Annotated in this window: 17 protein-coding genes; 1 reads left to right on the forward strand and 16 read right to left on the reverse strand. The window is 65.4% G+C overall.

Going from position 1 to position 18,097, the window contains the following annotated elements; translation table 11 throughout:
* Positions 1-174: 174 nt before the first annotated feature.
* From AC3WUF_RS08275 to AC3WUF_RS08330, 12 genes are all read right to left on the reverse strand, one after another.
* A complete protein-coding gene (locus AC3WUF_RS08275) occupies positions 175-1,467 on the reverse strand; it encodes an adenylosuccinate synthase (protein WP_492424370.1) in 1,293 nt (430 codons plus the stop codon).
* Positions 1,468-1,646: 179 nt separating this feature from the next.
* Positions 1,647-2,636, reverse strand: coding sequence for an ATP phosphoribosyltransferase regulatory subunit (locus AC3WUF_RS08280; RefSeq protein WP_492424372.1), 990 nt, complete (start codon positions 2,634-2,636; stop codon positions 1,647-1,649).
* A gap of 16 nt (positions 2,637-2,652) precedes the next feature.
* Complete coding sequence (locus AC3WUF_RS08285; RefSeq protein WP_492424374.1) at positions 2,653-2,847, reverse strand: DUF2065 domain-containing protein; 195 nt, start codon at positions 2,845-2,847, stop codon at positions 2,653-2,655.
* Positions 2,844-3,713, reverse strand: a complete 870-nt coding sequence (gene hflC / locus AC3WUF_RS08290; protein ID WP_492424376.1) for a protease modulator HflC — start codon at positions 3,711-3,713, stop codon at positions 2,844-2,846. The genes AC3WUF_RS08285 and hflC overlap by 4 nt, the downstream gene beginning before the upstream one ends.
* Positions 3,713-4,843 (reverse strand): FtsH protease activity modulator HflK, encoded by a 1,131-nt coding sequence (gene hflK / locus AC3WUF_RS08295; RefSeq protein WP_492424378.1) that lies wholly within the window; start codon positions 4,841-4,843, stop codon positions 3,713-3,715. The genes hflC and hflK overlap by 1 nt, the downstream gene beginning before the upstream one ends.
* A gap of 154 nt (positions 4,844-4,997) precedes the next feature.
* On the reverse strand, positions 4,998-6,299 hold the full coding sequence (hflX, locus tag AC3WUF_RS08300) for a ribosome rescue GTPase HflX (RefSeq protein WP_492424380.1): 1,302 nt from the start codon (positions 6,297-6,299) through the stop codon (positions 4,998-5,000).
* 137 nt (positions 6,300-6,436) lie between these two features.
* Positions 6,437-6,706, reverse strand: a complete 270-nt coding sequence (hfq, locus tag AC3WUF_RS08305; RefSeq protein ID WP_492424382.1) for an RNA chaperone Hfq — start codon at positions 6,704-6,706, stop codon at positions 6,437-6,439.
* A gap of 121 nt (positions 6,707-6,827) precedes the next feature.
* Positions 6,828-7,721, reverse strand: a complete 894-nt coding sequence (gene miaA, locus AC3WUF_RS08310) for a tRNA (adenosine(37)-N6)-dimethylallyltransferase MiaA (protein ID WP_492424384.1) — start codon at positions 7,719-7,721, stop codon at positions 6,828-6,830.
* A 29-nt stretch (positions 7,722-7,750) separates the two neighbouring features.
* Positions 7,751-9,568 carry a DNA mismatch repair endonuclease MutL gene (gene mutL / locus AC3WUF_RS08315; RefSeq protein WP_492424386.1) on the reverse strand — a complete coding sequence of 606 codons (1,818 nt, stop codon included), beginning with the start codon at positions 9,566-9,568 and terminating at the stop codon, positions 7,751-7,753.
* Between the two features lie 96 nt (positions 9,569-9,664).
* Positions 9,665-11,032 carry an N-acetylmuramoyl-L-alanine amidase gene (locus AC3WUF_RS08320; RefSeq protein ID WP_492424388.1) on the reverse strand — a complete coding sequence of 456 codons (1,368 nt, stop codon included), beginning with the start codon at positions 11,030-11,032 and terminating at the stop codon, positions 9,665-9,667.
* Between the two features lie 109 nt (positions 11,033-11,141).
* Positions 11,142-11,624, reverse strand: a complete 483-nt coding sequence (gene tsaE / locus AC3WUF_RS08325; protein WP_492424390.1) for a tRNA (adenosine(37)-N6)-threonylcarbamoyltransferase complex ATPase subunit type 1 TsaE — start codon at positions 11,622-11,624, stop codon at positions 11,142-11,144.
* The gene (locus AC3WUF_RS08330) at positions 11,621-13,087 is read right to left on the reverse strand and encodes an NAD(P)H-hydrate dehydratase (RefSeq protein WP_492424392.1); all 1,467 of its coding nucleotides are present in this window, start codon (positions 13,085-13,087) and stop codon (positions 11,621-11,623) included. Before AC3WUF_RS08330 ends, tsaE begins: the two co-directional genes overlap by 4 nt.
* A gap of 66 nt (positions 13,088-13,153) precedes the next feature.
* Here AC3WUF_RS08330 and queG point away from each other — a divergent pair, with 66 nt between their 5' ends.
* Positions 13,154-14,212, forward strand: coding sequence for a tRNA epoxyqueuosine(34) reductase QueG (queG, locus tag AC3WUF_RS08335; RefSeq protein WP_492424394.1), 1,059 nt, complete (start codon positions 13,154-13,156; stop codon positions 14,210-14,212).
* Positions 14,213-14,277: 65 nt separating this feature from the next.
* Here the strand turns inward: queG and pgi are convergent, their stop codons facing one another.
* The 4 genes from pgi to panC form a co-directional block, all read right to left on the reverse strand.
* On the reverse strand, positions 14,278-15,912 hold the full coding sequence (gene pgi / locus AC3WUF_RS08340) for a glucose-6-phosphate isomerase (RefSeq protein ID WP_492424396.1): 1,635 nt from the start codon (positions 15,910-15,912) through the stop codon (positions 14,278-14,280).
* Positions 15,913-16,048: 136 nt separating this feature from the next.
* The gene (locus AC3WUF_RS08345) at positions 16,049-16,669 is read right to left on the reverse strand and encodes a TIGR02466 family protein (RefSeq protein WP_492424398.1); all 621 of its coding nucleotides are present in this window, start codon (positions 16,667-16,669) and stop codon (positions 16,049-16,051) included.
* Positions 16,670-16,676: 7 nt separating this feature from the next.
* Positions 16,677-17,066 (reverse strand): aspartate 1-decarboxylase, encoded by a 390-nt coding sequence (gene panD, locus AC3WUF_RS08350; protein WP_492424400.1) that lies wholly within the window; start codon positions 17,064-17,066, stop codon positions 16,677-16,679.
* A 168-nt stretch (positions 17,067-17,234) separates the two neighbouring features.
* Entirely contained in the window at positions 17,235-18,089 is an 855-nt protein-coding gene (gene panC, locus AC3WUF_RS08355) for a pantoate--beta-alanine ligase (protein ID WP_492424402.1), read from the reverse strand.
* Between the last annotated feature and the right edge of the window lie 8 nt (positions 18,090-18,097).

Consider the following 18,097-nt stretch of genomic DNA (forward strand, 5'->3'; position numbering starts at 1 on the left):
AAGACAAACGAGCCGGCTCTGCCGGCTTTTTTGTTGCCTGTTCGCCGCCCGAAATCGCTCGGCTTGGGCTCCACAGTGGCATAAAAACGGCAAAAGCGCCCCAAAAGGAGCGCCTGGCCTTGGCAAGGCTGGACAACAGCGCCGGGGCGGCAAGCCGCCCCGAAAGTCCGGCCTTCAATCAAACGGATTCCGCAGCACGATGGTGTGCTCGCGATCCGGACCGGTCGAGATCAGCGCGACTTCGGTCGCCGTCACCTCTTCCAGCCGCTTCAGATAGAACTTCGCCTGCGCCGGCAGCGCGTCATAGCTGGTCACGCCGTAGGTGCTGGTTTTCCAGCCCGGCACGTCCTCGTAGATCGCCTCGATCCGGGCGAAACCTTCGGCGCCGATCGGCGGGGTTTCCACCGCGACACCATTGACCTTGTAACCGACGCACAGGCGGATGACGTCGAGTTCGTCGAGCACGTCCAGCTTGGTCACGCACAGGCCGGACACGCTGTTGTTGAAGATCGAACGGCGCGCGGCCACCGCGTCGAACCAGCCGCAGCGGCGCGGACGCTTGGTGACCGTGCCGTACTCGGCGCCCTTGTCGCGGATGTGCTGGCCGATGTCGTTTTCCTGCTCGGTCGGGAACGGCCCCGAACCGACGCGCGTCGCGTAGGCCTTGACGATGCCGAGCACGTAGTTGAGCTCGCGCGGGCCGACACCGGTGCCGGTCGCGGCGCCGCCGGCCGTCGTGTTGCTCGAGGTCACGTACGGATAGGTGCCGTGGTCGACGTCGAGCAGCGCGCCCTGCGCACCTTCGAACAAGACGTTGTCGCCACGCTGCAGCTGGATACGCAGCAGCTCGGTGACGTCGGCCACCATCGGCCGGATGATCTCGGCGTAGCCGAGCAGATCGTCCAGCGTGCGCTGGAAGTCGACCGGCTCTTCCTTGTAGTAATTCTGCAGCACGAAGTTGTGGTAGCCGAGCAGCTCGCCGAGCTTGGCCGCCAGCTGTTCGCGATGGAACAGATCGCCGATGCGGATCGCACGGCGCGCAACCTTGTCTTCGTAAGCGGGGCCGATGCCCTTGCCGGTCGTGCCGATCTTGGCGTCGCCACGCGCACGCTCGCGCGCCTGGTCGAGCTGGGCATGCACCGGCAGCACCAGCGGGCAGGCTTCGGAGATGCGCAGGCGGTCGCGCACCGAGGCGCCCGTTGCTTCGACCTTCTCGATCTCGGCGATCAGGTGCGGCGGCGAGATGACGACGCCATTGCCGATCAGGCAGGCGACGCCGGGGCGCATGATGCCGGACGGAATCAGGTTCAGCGCGGTCTTCACGCCATTGATGACCAGCGTGTGGCCGGCGTTGTGGCCGCCCTGGAAACGCACCACCGCCTGGACGCTGGGCGTCAACAGATCAACGACCTTGCCCTTGCCTTCGTCACCCCATTGCGCGCCGATAACTACGACCGACTTACCCATGAACTACCCCTTTTGATTCCGCGCCAAATATTCCATTGCTAAGCCTGCGCACAATGGGGCAAAGCCCCACTTGTGTTGCAGCCGCGTCGAGACGCGGCCTGGGCGCGCCGATGACTACGACCGACTTACCCATGAACTACCCCCTTGATCACTGCATCAATGCCTGAAAACAACCAAACCTACTTTGCCTTGCCGAGCCGCAACAGCTCGTTCATGTCGGCCGAGAAACCGGTGGCCGGCCGCGCCGGTCCGAACTCGGCACCGACGCCGTCATAGCGTCCGCCGCGGGCGATTTCACGGCCATGACCGGGCGCAAACGCCGCGAACACGATACCCGTGTGATAGCGGTACCCACGCAGCTCGGCGAGATCAATATGGATCGCTGTCTTCGGCGCGCTCAGTCGCAGCGCCTTGACGATCTTCTCCAGCGTCGCCAGCGCCTCGGCGACCGGCTCGCCGGCGGCCTTGAGAATGTCACGCGCGCGCTTGATCACGCCGGCGTCGCCATTGAGATCCATCAGCTGCGAAATCGGCTCGACGGCACGCGCCTTGAGCTTGCGGTTCTGCGAGAACTCGGCGAGGTCGGGATGCGACTTGCGCTGCAGGATCGCGAACAGCGCGGCTTCGTCCGCGGCATCCAGATTCATCTTCGCGGTCAGCGCCCGGTAGATGCCGACATGGCCAAGATCGAGATGCGCATTGCGCACGCCGGCCAGGCTCAGGGTCTTGAGCATCAGCTGCAGCACTTCGAGATCCGCCTTGGTATCGGCCGAGCCAAACAACTCGCAACCGACCTGGCGCGGCGAGCGCGAGCCGCCAAGCGCATCGGCCTGGGTGCGCAGCACGGTGCCCAGATAGCAGAGGCGCACGACGTCCTGGTCGGCATAGCGCCGCGCGGCGATGCGCGCCGCCTGCGGCGTCATGTCCGAGCGCAGACCGAGCAGACGGCCGCTGGCCGGATCGGTGAGCTTGAAGGTCTGCTGCTCAAGACCCTGCGCGGTACCGGTCAGCAGCGTATCGAGATGCTCGATCAGCGGCGGCAGCACCAGCTCATAACCCTGCTTGCGGTAATGATCGAGCAGCTTGCGGCGCAGCGCTTCCATCTGCCACGACAGCGGCGGCAGCGATTCCTCGACGCCTTCCGGCAGCATCCATTTCTTGTTCAGCATGGCCAGATTCGACTCATCAACCCATCAGCTGCAACAGCAGCGCACCACAACACAGACTCAGCAGACCGATGACGCGCACATTCCGGCTCGACAGCTGCGACATCGACACCAGCATGCGCCGCCATTGTGTCGGCACCGCGAACGGCAGCAAGCCCTCGATCACCATCACCAGTCCGAGCGCTTTGACGAGCTCGGTCCAGTCCAGACTCATTGCGTGCCGCCGCGGAAATACTTGAAGAACGGGCCGTTCGGTTCCAGCACCAGCAGGTCGGAGCCGCTGCTGAAGCTGTCGCGATAGACGTTCAGTGAACGATAGAAGCTGTAGAACTCCGGATCCTGGCCAAAAGCCTTGGCGTAGATTTCGGAAGCCTTGCCATCGCCTTCGCCGCGCACTGTTTCGGCCTGCTTGTAGGCGTTGGCCAGCGTGACCTGGGCCTGGCGATCGGCATCGGCGCGGATGCGCTCGGCTTCTTCGGCACCGCGCGCGCGCAGGTCCGAAGCCACACGGGCACGTTCGGCGCGCATGCGGTCGTAGACCGATTCGCTGACCGTCTGCGGCAGATTGATCGATTGCAGGCGGATGTCGACGATCTCGACGCCCAGATCGGCCATGTTCGGCACGACCTTGCGCTCGACTTCCTGCATCATCGTGTCGCGGTCGTCGGAGACGACCTGCTGGATCGTGCGCGAACCGAATTCGTCGCGCAGGCCGCGATTGATGATCGCCGACAGACGATCCATCGCCACCAGCTCCTGGCCACCGGTCGCGCGGTAGTACGTCGCTGCGTCGGCAATGCGCCATTTGACGTAGAACGACACTTCGACGTTCTTCTTCTCGCCGGTCAGGAAGTTCTCGGTCTGGTTGTCGAGCGTCAGCAGACGCGCGTCGAACTTGCGCACCGACTGATAGAACGGAACCTTCCAGTGCAGGCCCGGGGCATAGGTCGCGTTCTTCAGCTCACCGACCTGGAACAGCACCGCGCGTTCACGCTGATCGACGATGAAGAAGGTATTGACGATGACCATCAGCAACGCGAAGAACGCGATCGCGATCGTCGTTGGATTGAGCGTACGCATTAGCGGGTCCTCGAGCGCGAACGCGCGCTGTTGTCCGGGGTCGGCGCGCCGCCGTGCGACGCCGGCGGGGTCGTCACGTAATCGGACGCACCATCAGTTCTGGCACCGCCGCGCATCAACTGCTCCAGCGGCAGGTACAGCAACGGCGAGCCCTTGTCGACATCGACCAGCACCTTGCTGTTGCTGCCGTAAACCGCGCTCATTGCATCCAGATACATGCGCTCGCGCGTGACCTTCGGCGCCTTGCGGTACTCAGCCAGCAACTGGTCGAAGCGCGCTGCATCACCCTCGGCTTTCGCCACGACCTGATCGCGATAGCCGTTGGCCTCCTCGATCTGGCGCGCCGCTGCGCCGCGTGCACGCGGCAGACGCTCGTTGGCGTAGGCCTCGGCCTCGTTCTTCAGACGCTGCTGGTCTTCGCGCGACTTGATCGCGTCGGCAAACGCGGCCTGCACCGGCTCGGGCGGCTGCGCCTGCTGCAGGTTGACTTCGGTCACGAACAGGCCGGTCTTGTACTCGTTCATGCGCTCCTGCAGGAGCACCTTCGTCCGGTCGGCGATTTCCTGGCGGCCGTCGGTCAGGATGAAATCCATCTTCGACTGGCCGACGATCTCGCGCACCGAGGACTTGGTCGCCTGACGCATCGTCAGTTCGGGGTCCGAGGTGTTGAACACGTAATCCTTGATCTCCGACACGCGGTACTGCACGGTCAGCTCAAGGTCGACGATGTTCTCGTCCTGCGTCAGCATCGTCGCGCGGTCGCGCGTCGCGCGGATCCCGGTGACGTTGACGATCTCGTGGCTGTTGATCGGCCACGGCACACGCCAGCGCAGGCCGGGCTCGGTCGTCCCGACGTACTGGCCGAAGCGCAGCACCACGGCGCGCTCCTGCTCGTCGACGACATAGAAGCCGGAGCCGACCCACAGCAGGCCGATCGCCAGCAGGACCAGACCGATCAGGCCGCCGGGCAGCGGACCGCTGGACTTGCTGCCATCGCCGGGATTCTTGCGGCCGCCACCAAAGCGCGACTTCAGGCGCTTGAGCACCTCGTCGACATCCGGCGGACCGTCGCCACGCTTCGGCCCCTGATTCCATGGGTCGCGACCCGGGCCGGGCTCATTCCAAGCCATTGAACACTCCGAGAAACTGGTGATTTACTGGTGAATTGTATTGATGCGGACGCCGCTGCCGACCGCTGCCGCGGCGGATGGCGCCGCACGATGCCCCACGGGCATTTCTATGGGGCTGAATTCTAGCAGTCCAAGGCCGCCCGCTGCTCCGGCGTCATTCGAGCGGGCTCGCATTTGCAAGGGCGGCGGGCAGCGGCAGCCCGGCAGCACGGTACAGGCGCTGCAACTGGCTGGTCGGCATCGAGACCTTCAGGCGGTAATTGCCCTCTTCGTCCAGGGCTTCGGTAAGAACGGCGCGGCGCTCGAACAGCTGGGAACGCAGGCGCCCTCCTTGCGGCGGCAGCACCAGATCATGTTCCTGCGGGCTCAGGTCGAGGCGTTCGGCGACGGCGTCGCGCAGCAGTTCCAGACCGGCGCCGGATTGGGCGGACACGAACACGCGCAGGCTGTGGTTTTCGCCGTCGAGATCGACATGCGGCTGCAGCTCCGGGCGCAGGTCGATCTTGTTGAAGACCTCCATGCGCGGCACGTCCGCAGCGCCGATCTCCTCAAGCACGGCCTCGACCTGGGCGATCCGCGTGCTGCGCTCGGGGTCGGCGCTGTCGACGACATGCAGCAGCAGCGACGCATCGCGCGCTTCCTCGAGCGTCGCGCGAAACGCCGCGACCAGATCGTGCGGCAGATCGCGGATAAAGCCGACCGTGTCGGCCACCACAACATGCTCGCCCGAACGCAGCGGCATGCGGCGAACCGTCGTGTCCAGCGTCGCGAACAGCTGGCTCGATGCAAAGGTGTTGTTGCCGGTCAGCGCATTGAACAGGGTCGACTTGCCGGCATTGGTGTAACCGACCAGCGACACCGTCGGCACTTCGTTCTTGCCGCGCGCCGCACGGCTGCGCGCGCGCCGGTTGCGCACATCCTCGAGTTGCTTCTTCAGCGCGCCGATGCGCCCGCGGATCAGGCGGCGATCGGTTTCAAGCTGGGTTTCGCCCGGGCCGCGCAAACCGATACCGCCACGCTGACGCTCAAGATGGGTCCAGCCGCGGACCAACCGCGTCGCAATGTGGTTGAGCTGGGCCAGCTCGACCTGCAATTTGCCTTCGTGTGAGCGCGCCCGCGTCGCGAAGATGTCGAGAATCAGGCCGGACCGATCCAGCACGCGCGCCTTGAACTCGCGCTCGAGATTGCGTTCCTGGCTGGGGCTCAGCGTGTGATTGAAAATGACCAGCTCGGCGCATTCCGAGGCGACCAGCGCGGCGATTTCCTCAGCCTTGCCGGTGCCGACGAACAAGCCCGGGTCCGGTAGACGCCGGCTGCCGCCAACCACTTCGAGGACTTCGGCACCTGCCGAACGCGCCAGTTCGATGAACTCCGCACGGTCCGACTCGAAGTCGACACCGGGGAACTCCAGATGCACCAGAATGGCCTTCTGGCCGGCCTTGGGCCGCTCAAACATAGGCTGCGGAATCGCTCAAGGGCGAATTGTCACCAACGCCAACAGCCAGGGTCATCGCGACCCCAGCCGGACTAAAGCGTTTGCAGAAAAACTTGCGACAAACCGCCGGAATGCCGACACCGCTCCCAACAATGCGATTACTCGGCCTCTGTGTTTGCAGCCGGCGCTTCATCACCATCTTCGGCATTCGGTTCGTAGATGCGGACGGCGCGCGCCGGAACGACGGTCGAGATGGCGTGCTTGTAGACCATCTGGCTGACGCTGTTGCGCAAGAGCACAACGAATGAATCAAAGGACTCGATCTGGCCTTGCAGCTTGATGCCGTTCACCAGATAGATGGAGACCGGGATGCGCTCTTTGCGCAGGGCGTTGAGAAACGGTTCTTGTAGTGTGTGACCTTTGGACATCGGACGGACCTTTCTAGTTGTTGCCGACACGGCTGGGCGGCTTCGAGACCTTTTTTTGCGCACCGAGTCTATCACGCAGCCTCGGCGCACCCCGGGGCGAACCTGTGGTGCTCTGCTGACGTTATGACAGCAAAGACCGTACCTGATCAAGCAGATTCGGTGCCAATGGGTCGAGCGGTCGGATTTCCGGCTCGGAACGCATCCAGGTGAGCTGACGTTTGGCGTACTGCCGGGTCGCCGCCTTGCCTCGCTCGATAGCCTCATCCAGCGGGCACTCGCCATCCAGATACGCCCAGATCTGCCGGTAACCGACCGCGCGCACCGACGGCAGCGCGGGATGCAGATCGCCGCGCTGACGCAGACGCGCGACCTCATCGACGAAGCCGGCCCCGATCATGTCGTCGAAGCGCCGATCGATGCGCGCATGCAGCAGCGACCGCGGCAACTCGATCAGACCGAGCCGGACGACCGGGCCCAAGGTCGAGGCCGGACGCTCGCGCCGGTAGAACTCGCTGGGCGGCACGCCGGTGATCGCATGAATTTCCAGCGCGCGCTGGATGCGCTGCTGATCGTTGGGATGCAGGCGCTCCGCGGTTTCCGGATCGAGGCGGCGCAGCTCCGCATGCAGCGCGGCAACGCCCTCACCCGCCGCGCGCGCTTCCAGCGCCGCGCGGATCGCGGGATCGGCGCTGGGCAAGGCACTCAGCCCATCGAGCAATGCGCGGTAGTACAACATCGTGCCGCCGACCAGCAGCGGCGTGCGTCCGCGTGCGCGGATCTGCGCAATCAGCGCTTCGGCATCGGCGGCGAAGCGTGCTGCCGAGTAGGGCTCGCCAGGATCGAGAATATCGATCAGGTGATGCGGCACCAGCGCCTGCTGCTCGGCGGTGACCTTGGCGGTACCGATGTCCATACCGCGATAGATCTGCGCCGAATCGACGCTGATGATCTCGACGGGATATTGCGCAGCCAGCGCCAGCGCCAGGCCGGTCTTGCCGGAGGCCGTCGGGCCCATCAACGCAATCAGCGGAAGCTGCGGCATCCTCAGCGACCGCGCAGAAACAGGCGATCCAGATCCTGCATGCCGAACTGCACCCAGGTCGGCCTGCCGTGGTTGCACTGCCCTGCCAATTCGGTGCGCTCCATGTCGCGCAACAGCGCATCCATCTCGGCCAGCGTCAGCCGCCGGTTGGCCTTGATCGCCGCCTTGCAGGCGACATCGGCCAGCACGCGGAATTGCGCATCGAGCGCCTCGCCAAAATGGCTTTGGCTCAGACGGCGCTCATCGTCGCGCACCAGGCCGCGAATCAGATCCTCGACATCGGCCGTCGACAGCAAAGGCGGCACCGCGCGCACGCGCACCGACGCCGGTCCGGCGCGATCGAGGTCGATGCCCATCCGATACAGCTCGTCGCGTCGCAGCTCCAGCGCATCGGCCTCGTCTTCGTGCAGGTTGATCGCCAGCGGCATCAGCAGCGCCTGCGCCGGAATGCCGCCCTTTTCCAGCTGCGTCTTCATGCGCTCGTACAGCACGCGTTCGTGCGCCGCATGCGCATCGACGAGCACCAGGCCTTCGCGGTTCTGCGCCAGCACGAAAACACCGTGCAGCTGCGCCAGCGCGTGCCCCAGCGGCGCTGCCGCCATCACGTCGTCCTCGACGGCTGGCTCGACGATCGGCAGCGCACTGTCCGGCAGCGCATGGCCGACGCGGACCTCGGCAACACCCCACGACGGAGACGAGGCGGCGCGCGGCGCATAGGTCGATCCGGCGCGCTCGTAACGCAGCGGCGATTGCACCGTCAGTCCGGCGTCGCTGACAAACGGCTGCGGATCCATCCGATGCGTCTGCGCTTCGGGCCGGATGCGCCGCAGGCACTGGTGCACGGCGCCGAACAGCAGATCGTGAACGCTGCCGCCGTCGCGAAAACGTACTTCGGTCTTCTGCGGATGGACATTGACGTCGACGCTCGCCGGATCGAGTTCCAGATACAGCAGATACGCCGGGTAGTTCGTCGAATGCATGACGTCGGCGAACGCACGGCGCAGTGCGAAGCTCGGCAGCCGGTCGCGGACCAGACGGCCGTTGACGTAGAAGAACTGCAGATCGCCCTGCTGGCGCGCAAAGCTCGGCAAGCCGATGCGGCCTTGCAGGCGCATGCCCAGACGCGATTCGTCGAGCGTCACCGATTGGGCGACGAAATCATCGCCGCACAGCGTCGCGATCCGCGCTTCGCGCGCATGTTCGCTGTCGGCCGCCGGCAGGTCCCAGACCTTGCGCTGGTTATGCTTCAGCGAAAAACCGACATCGAAACGCGACAGCGCAATCCGCTCCAGCGCCTGTTGCGCATGGCGGAACTCGGTCGACTCCGCCTTGAGAAACTTGCGCCGCGCGGGCGTGTTGAAGAACAGGTCGGCGACCTCGACGCAGGTGCCCGGCGGCAAGGCGCAGGGCGCCGGCGTCGGCAGCTCCAGGCGGCCTTCGCCGGCCAGCATCCAGCCGTGATCGCTGTCGGCCGGCCGCGCGCTCAGGCGCATGCGCGACACCGACAGAATGCTCGGCAGCGCCTCGCCGCGAAAACCCAGGGTGCCGACGCGTTCGAGATCGTCGAAGCTAGCAATCTTGCTCGTCGCGTGGCGCTGCAACGCCGTCGCCAGTTCGTCGCGGGCAATGCCGCGGCCATCGTCGCGGATGCGGATCAAGCCCGTACCGCCGCGCTCCAGCTCGACCTCGATGCGCCGCGCGCCGGCATCCAGCGCATTCTCGACCAGTTCCTTGACGACAGCCGCCGGCCGCTCGACGACTTCGCCGGCGGCAATCTGATTGATGAGCTGATCGGGGAGAACACGGATCACGGAGGTCATCCGCGCAGTTTAGTGCCTGCACCCGGTGCCTGGATTATCGCGATCAAAAAAATGCCGGACGAGCTGGGCTCGCCCGGCCTAATAGCTTCTCCCTTTCTACTGGGAAACGCCTTGGGTGATCGCTGCACCGGAGCGGCTGCGCTCGGTGGACACGCTGCTGACGTATTGCAGGCCCGGCTCGGCCTCGACCAGCTGCTGCTTCGGCCGATAGCTCTGGAAGTAGCCGCTGATGCCTTCGAAGATCTGCTTGGCCAGATTGTTCTGGAATTCCGTGGAGGCCAGCAGCTTTTCCTCGGCGGCATTCGTGATGAACGCGGTCTCGACCAGCACCGACGGGATGTCCGGCGCCTTGAGCACCGCGAAACCGGCCTGCTGGATGTCGTCCTTCTGCAGACGGTTGATCTTGCCCATCGACGACAGGATGCGGCTGCCGACGTCGAAGCTGGCTTCCATCGTCGCGCCCTGCGACAGGTCGATCAGCACCGCGGCGAGTTCGTTGTCCTTGCCGTGCAACCCGACGCCGCCGACCAGATCCGCCGAGTTTTCCTTGTGCGCCAGCCAGCGCGCATGCTCGTTGGTCGCGCCGCGATCCGACAGCACGTAGACCGCCGTGCCGCGCAGGTGGCTCTTGGTGAACGCGTTGCAATGCACCGAAACGAACAGATCGGCCTGATGCTTGCGCGCAACATTCACGCGCTCGCGCAGGCCGAGGTAATAGTCGCCGTCGCGGGTCAGCACCGCTTTCATGTTCGGCGTGCTGTTGATGAGTTTCGCCAGCTTGCGTGCGACGCTGAGCGCCACATCCTTTTCGCGCAGGCCGCTCTTGCCCTTGGCGCCCGGATCTTCGCCACCGTGACCGGCGTCGATCGTGATGACGATCGGCTTGTCGCGCAGCGCCGAGTTCGTCGGACTTTCGATGGCGGGTGCACTGGTCAGCGGTGCATTGATGACCGGTGCCGCGACAATCTTCGGCGCCTGTGCGACTTCCGCGCTGGTCACGACGACGGGCGCAGTCGCCGGCGCTGCCGCTGCGGCGGCAATCGCGCCGATCGGATCCGCCGACTCGACCGGAATGCGCGCCGCTTCGGGATTCGATATATCGACGACCAGACGGTGGCCATACTCCTCGTTCGGCATCAGCTCGAAGCTGTTCGCGAACACCGAGCCCTTGACGTCGAGCACGATGCGCAAGCCATCGCCGCGCGGGCCGCTGCGCAGACGCTCGACGACACCGAGGCCAGGAACGGCATTGATCTTCTTCATCGCCTTGCCGCTGATGCCGGCAATGTCGACGACAACGCGGTGCGGATTTTCCAGCGTGAAGATCTTGTGCGTGATATCGCCATCCAGATCGAAGACAACGCGGGTCGATTCCGGGCTATCCCACAGACGCAGGTCGCGCAACTCCGCTGCCGTGGCAAGCGGCGTCACCAGCATCGCGAGAACCAGCAAACCCCAGCGCATAAACCCACCCCGTAGGAGATGGGCAGAAATTACGCCTATTTTTTGCGCAATGCAAGGGTCAATACCCTTATCAAACATGGTGATAAGCAACTTTGTTAATCCAACTTATCTAAATCGTGTCCAGATCGCCGCAAAATTCGGCCAGCCAAGGCACCCGCCCCTCCACTTTCAGCAGGCGTTGAGCGCCCTGATGCTCCAGTGTCAGCGTCAGGTCGGCCGCAGGCAGCACACCCGCTCCGCGCTCCGGCCATTCGACCAGCCAGACCGAGGAATCCGGGGCATAACCGTCCAGCCCCAGCTCCCACAGCTCATCCGGGCTGTGCAGGCGATACAGGTCCATATGCAGCAGCTGCAGACCCGGCAACCGCGGCGGCCGGTAGGGCTCCATCAGGGTATAGGTCGGGCTGCGAACCGTGCCCTCCACCCCCAACGCCTGCAGAACCCCGCGCGCGAAGCTGGTCTTGCCGGCGCCCAGGTCGCCGAGCAGATAGACAACGGCGCCGGTCGACGAGTTCGCCAGCCGGCGCGCCAGCATCGCGCCCGCAGCCGCCGTTGCCGCCGCATCGCGCAGCCGTCGACTGCAGACCGTCATGGATTGACCACGCCGCGCAGACGGTCGATGACATCGCCCGGCAGCAGGCCGCGCTCACCGCCAGCTGCCGCTTCATCCGCCGCGACGGCATGCGCGACGACGCCGCGCTGCGCGGCGTCGAGCGCCGACATACCCTGCGCCATGAACGCGGCGATCACGCCGGTCAACGTGTCGCCCATGCCGGCGACCGCCATGCCTGGATTGCCGTGCGCGCAGATCGCGAGCGGATCGCCGCTGACCAGCGTGCCGGCGCCCTTAAGGACGACGGCGCCGCCATAACGCTGCTGCAAGGCGGCGTGACTGGCCCCGCGATCGGCCTGCACCTCCGCATTCTTGCAACCCAGCAGGCGCGCGGCCTCGCCCGGATGCGGCGTCAGCACCCAGTCCTCGCGCTGCTGCGGCACCCGTGCCAGCAGGTTCAGCGCATCGGCATCGACGACCATCGGCTTGTCGCTGCTCAACAACTGGGCGAACAGACTGCGGGCCCAGGCGTCCTGGCCAAGGCCCGGTCCCAGCGCAACGACCGTGGCGCGCGTCACCAGATTGCGCAGATCGTCCGCCGACGCTACGCCATGCACCATCAGTTCCGGCTGCGCAGCCACCAGCGCCGCTGCATGTTCGACCCGCGTCGCCACGCTGACCAGACCGGCTCCGGCCCGCAGCGCCGCCCGCCCCGCGAGCAGCGCGGCACCGGCCATGCCCAGATTGCCGCCGACCACCAGCACATGCCCGAACAGGCCCTTGTGGGCATTGCGTGGGCGGCGCTGCAGTTGCTGGAGATGCAGGCGCGTCAGCAGCTGCGCACGCGGCGGCTGCGCGGCGAACAACGCCGCCGGAACACCGAGGTCGTCATGAATGCGGCGGCCGCAGCACTCGGCGCCATCGCCGGTCCAAAGACCCAGCTTGTTGCCGATGAAGCTCAGCGTCAGGTCGGCATGCACACAAGCGCCGTCAGCGCGTCCGCTTGTCGCGTCGAGCCCCGACGGCACATCGACGGCGAACACCTTCGCGCCTGCGTCACGCGCCGCGTTGATCGCCGCAATCGCCTGCGCCGCAATACCCGTCGGCGGCCGTGACAAGCCAATGCCGAACACGGCGTCGACAAGCCACTCGCTCGCCGGCAGCACAGCCGGCAGCGGCTCGATCTCGCCGCCCAGCGCCAGCCAGGCCTGTCGCGCCATTGCGGCATCGCCGCTCGGAATCTGTTCGCTGACCGCGAAAACCCGCACCGGCACCTGAACCTGCCGCGACAGGCAGGCAATCTCGTAACCGTCGCCACCGTTGTTGCCGCTGCCGGCAACGACGACCAGGGATGCCGGAATGCCCTCGGCACAGATCAGCTTCCAGCATGCCGCGGCAGCGCGCTGCATCAGGCCGTAGCTGGGAATGCCGCCAGCAATCGCCGCGCGCTCCAGCGCCCGCACCTGATCGGCGTCGTACAACAGATTGGCGGCCTCGCTCATGCGCGCATTATAGAAGCCGGCGCGCAGCGCCCCGCATAATGTCGCCAGCCAAAAGCCAGTGCCTCCATGACCGCTGTCCCCCTCGACGACATTCCGAATCTGATCCCGCAGTGGGCGCGCGAGCTCGGCTTCAGCGATGCCGGCATCTCGACCTGCGAGCTGGACGGCGACTACGCCCACCTGCAGCGCTGGCTGGAACTGGGTCGGCATGGCGAGATGCAGTACATGGCGCGCGATCCGGACATGCGGCGCGATCCGCGGCGCCTGCATCCCGGCACGCTGAGCGTGATCAGCACGCGCCTGCACTACCGGCCGGAGGCGGCCGATGCAATGCAAGTGCTGCGCAGCGACGATCTCGCCTACGTGTCGCGCTATGCGCTCGGCCGCGACTATCACCGCTTGATGCGCGCACGGCTGGTCAAGCTCGGCCAGCGCCTCGAACAGGCGATCGCGCCGCACGGCTTCCGCGTGCTCTGCGACAGCGCGCCCTCGCTGGAAAAAGCACTGGCGCGCGATGCGCGTCTTGGCTGGATCGGCAAGCACACCCTGCTGCTGAGCAAGACCGCCGGCTCGTGGTTCTTCCTCGGCGAGATCTATACCGACATGCCACTGCCGGCACCGGCGACGGCGCTGGTCGAAAGCGCCTGCGGCCGCTGCAACGCCTGCATCAAGATCTGCCCGACGCAAGCCATCGTCGCGCCCTATCAGCTCGATGCGCGGCGCTGCATTTCCTATCTGACGATCGAACACCACGGCAGCATTCCACTGGAATTGCGCCCTCTGATGGGCAACCGCGTCTTCGGTTGCGACGACTGCCAGCTGGTCTGCCCCTGGAACCGCCACGCCCAGCTCACCGCCGAGGCCGACTTCGCGCCGCGCCACGGCCTCGACGCCGCACGGCTGGTGGATCTGTTCGGCTGGAGCGAAAGCGAATGGTCGAGCCGCAGCGAAGGCATGGCGTTGCGCCGCGCCGGTTATGCGCGCTGGCTGCGCAATCTCGCCGTCGGCCTCGGCAATGCGACGACGACACCGGAAGTCATCGCCGCATTGAACTCACGCGCCGATCACGACGACGAAATGGTCCGCGAGCACGTGCGCTGGGCGCTGGAACAGCATTCGGCGTAAAGGCAACCTAGCCCGGGTGAACCCCGGGATTCACGCTCATATCAAACCTGCATCCCGGGCTACGCCTAGCTGCCTCGCTTCGCCGCCATGGTCGAGACGCGCTGCATCAGCGCGCGCGTCGTCGCATCGATCTTGGCGTCGTCGCCCGGCTTGGGCTCGATGATGCGCTGCGCAGTCTGCTTGCCGAGCTCGACGCCCCATTGATCGAAGGCGTTGACCTCCCACAGCACGCTCTGCACGAAGGTGCGGTGCTCGTACAACGCGAGCAGCGCACCCAGGTGCCAGGCGTCGAGGATCGGCAGCAGCACGGTGTTGCTCGGCCGGTTGCCGGGAAATACCCGATGCGGAATCGCCGCTTCCAGCGCCGCGCCGCTCTGGCCCGCCGCGGTCAGCTCCTCGCGGACCTGCTCGGCTGGCTTGCCGTGCATCAACGCCGCCGACTGCGCCAGGCAGTTGGCGATGAGCAGCTGATGCATGTCTGCGTAGGGATGCTCGACGGCGGCAGGCAGAATGAAATCCACGGCGTGGCGTTCCGGACCCTGATGCAGCATCTGGAAATAGGCATGCTGGGCATTGCTGCCGACACTGCCCCACAGCGCCGGCGTGGTCCGGTAGTCGACCGGAACACCGTCGCGGTTGACGCCCTTGCCGTTGGATTCGAGTTCCAGCTGCTGCGCCCAGCCGCAGAGCATGCGCAGATGCTCGGCATACGGCACGACGACCTGGCTCGCGCAGCCGACGAAATTGCTGTTCCAGACGCCGATCAGGCCCATCAGCATCGGCAGGTTGCGCGCCATCGGCGCCGTCGCGAAATGACGGTCCATCGCATGCGCACCGGCGAGCAGCGCCGCGAAACGTTCGGGGCCGAGCGAGACGATGATGCTCAGGCCGATCGCGCTCCACAGCGAATAGCGGCCGCCAACCCAGTTCCAGAAGCCGAACTGACTGTCTTCGGCAATGCCGAAAGCCCGCACCGCCTTGGCGTTGGTCGACACCGCCGCGAAGTGCGAAGACACCGCCGCATCGCCGAGCGCCGCGACGATCCACTCGCGGGCGCGCTTGGCGTTGGCAATCGTCTCCAGCGTCGTGAAGGTCTTGCTGGCGACAATGAACAGCGTCGACTCCGGTCTGAGTCCGCTCAGCACGCTGTACAGGTCGCCGCCGTCGACATTGGCGACGAAGTGCGGCCGCGGCCCGTCGATCTGCATATTGAGGGCGTCGCAGACCATGCGCGGACCGAAGTCCGAGCCGCCGATGCCGATGTTGACGACATCCGTGATCCGCGCGCCGCTGGCACCGCGCAGTTCGCCGCTGCGCAGCGCCTTGGCGTACGCATACATGCGATCGAGGACGTCGTGGATATCGCCGCTGATCCGCAGGTACGCCGGATCGCCCTTGGGCGCACGCAGCGCCACATGCAGGACTTCGCGCTGCTCGGTGTGATTGATCGCCTCGCCGGCGAACATGCGATCGCGCCATTGCGCCAGCCGCTGTTGCTCGCCGAACGCCAGCAAGGCAGCGAGCGCCTCTTCGTCGATCAGCTGCCGCGAATAGTCGAGAAACAGATCGCAGCCTTCGGCACTGAAGCGCTGTACCCGCTCGGGATCGCGTGCAAACAGTTCGCGCAGATGCTGGGCGTTCAGGCGCAGCGCCTGTGCGTCCAGCGCCTGCCAGGCGGGGCTTCGCGTGAGTTTGGACATTGCGGGCGGAAGACACTGACTAAGCTGTGGAACGTCACAGGCTACTGGTTCTGTGCTTCACCGTGAAGATGGCCGCGATGCGGCCGCCGCGCGACAGCTGAACGCCAGCTATCTGGAAATTCTTGCGCGGCGCGGGCTAGGCCCAGTGATAGTTGAAGCTGATGCTGATGCGGTCTTCGTCGATCTGGCTGGGCGGCACTTCATGGCGCAACCAACTCTCGAACAGGATCACATTGCCGGTGCGCGCCGGATAACTGATGTGCGCGCGCTGATCTTCGCGCCCGCGCTGCTTGCGCGCCGGCGCCGCCATGAAGTGCGTCATGCGCGGATCCTCGAACTTGAGGCCGGCACAGCCCTTCGGCGTTGCCACGTAGTACGTGCCGCTGACGACGGATTGCGGATGGACATGAAAACTGTGCGCGCAACCGCGCGGCATGATGCTGAGCCAGCAGTCGCTCATGCTCAGGCGGCCACCGCGCAGATCCCAGTCGAGCGCGCGCGCGTAGGACGCGACATGCGTATCGATACGCTCGCGCAGGGTGTCGAACGTCGAAGAGAACCGGTGCAGCTGATCGAGCGAGCCGTAGCTCGTGTAGCCGGGCGGATAATTCTTGGCCGACCACTGACGCCCGGGGGCGTCGTAATCACGAATGCGGTAGCACTCGTCCAGCAGTTCCAAATTAAAAGCCTGCAGGCCACGGGCCTGCAGGCGTTCACAGTAGATCAGCGTAGGGAACCACGCCTTGACCGAGGTCACGCCCCGATCACGCGTTCGATGCCGCCTGCTGCGGAATCGTGTTGGCGGTACGCACGACGCGATTCTTTTCGTCGAGGTAGACCAGACGCGGCTTGTGGGTATGCGCAACCGCCGAATCCATCGCACCGTAGGCGCAGATGATCACGCGATCACCGACGCGGGCCTTGTGGGCCGCGGCACCGTTGATCGAGATGATGCCGGAGCCGGGTTCGGCACGGATGGCGTACGTCGTGAAACGCTCGCCGTTGGTGATGTCGTAGATGTCGATCTGCTCGAACTCAAGAATGCCTGCCAGCTCCAGCAGCTTGGAGTCGATGGCGCACGAGCCGTCGTAGTCGAGTTCTGCGTGTGTCACGCAGGCGCGGTGCAGCTTGCATTTCAGCATTTGCAATTGCATGGCGTATGCCTCTCTAGGAACTTTGGCGCGCCGGCGGCCCAATAAGACATGCGCTCGGCGACCCAGGGGTCTTGGATATGGCGGGCGGCCCACTAAGACATACGCCCGTTGCTGTGATCGGCGCCACAGCTGATGCGGCCCGGAGTCTAACGACAATCGTGCAGTGCATCAAATTTCTGTCACATGCACCTGCAGGTTGTCGATCAGGCGGGTCGTTCCGAGCTTGGCGGCGACCAGAATCACGGCATCTTCGGAGGGGTTCTGGCGGGGCAGCAGCAGGGGGTTACGGACCTCCAGATACTGAACCACAAAGCCCAATTCCTTCAGTCGATTGCGTTGCTCTTCTAAGGTTTCTTCGAGCTTGTTTTCCGGCTCGCGAACCTGCCCGGAAACCAGCTGCAGACTGCGGTACAACTCGACCGCCAGAACGCGCTCCGCCGGGGCCAGATACTGGTTGCGGGACGACAGCGCCAGGCCGTCGGCATCGCGTTCGGTCGCCACGCCGACGATCCGCAGGCGCATGCGCAGATCGGCGACCATGCGGCGGATGACGGCCAGCTGCTGGAAGTCCTTCTGGCCGAACAGGGCGACATCCGGCTGCACCAGGTTGAACAGGATATTGACGACCGTGGTCACGCCGTCGAAATGACCGGGCCGGAAAGCGCCTTCGAGCTCGGCGCTGACCTCGGGCACGCAGACCTTGCTCAGATTCTCGCGGCCGCGCGGGTACATCTCCTCGGTGCTCGGGGCGAACAGCAGATCGACGCCGGCCTGTTCCAGGGCGGCCTGGTCCTGCGCCAAGGTGCGCGGATAGCGGGCGAAGTCATCCTTGGGCCCGAACTGCAGCGGATTGACGAAGATGCTGGCGACGACGCGATCCGCCTGGCGCCTACCCTCTTCCATCAGGCGCAGGTGCCCGCGGTGCAGATTGCCCATCGTCGGCGCGAACGCGACGCGCTGGCCCTGCGCGCGCCAGCGATCGAGCTGCGCATGCAGCTCGGCAATCGTATGGACTGTGATCATGCGGCGGC

The sequence above is a fragment of the Fontimonas sp. FW305-C-3 genome, from assembly GCF_058783185.1.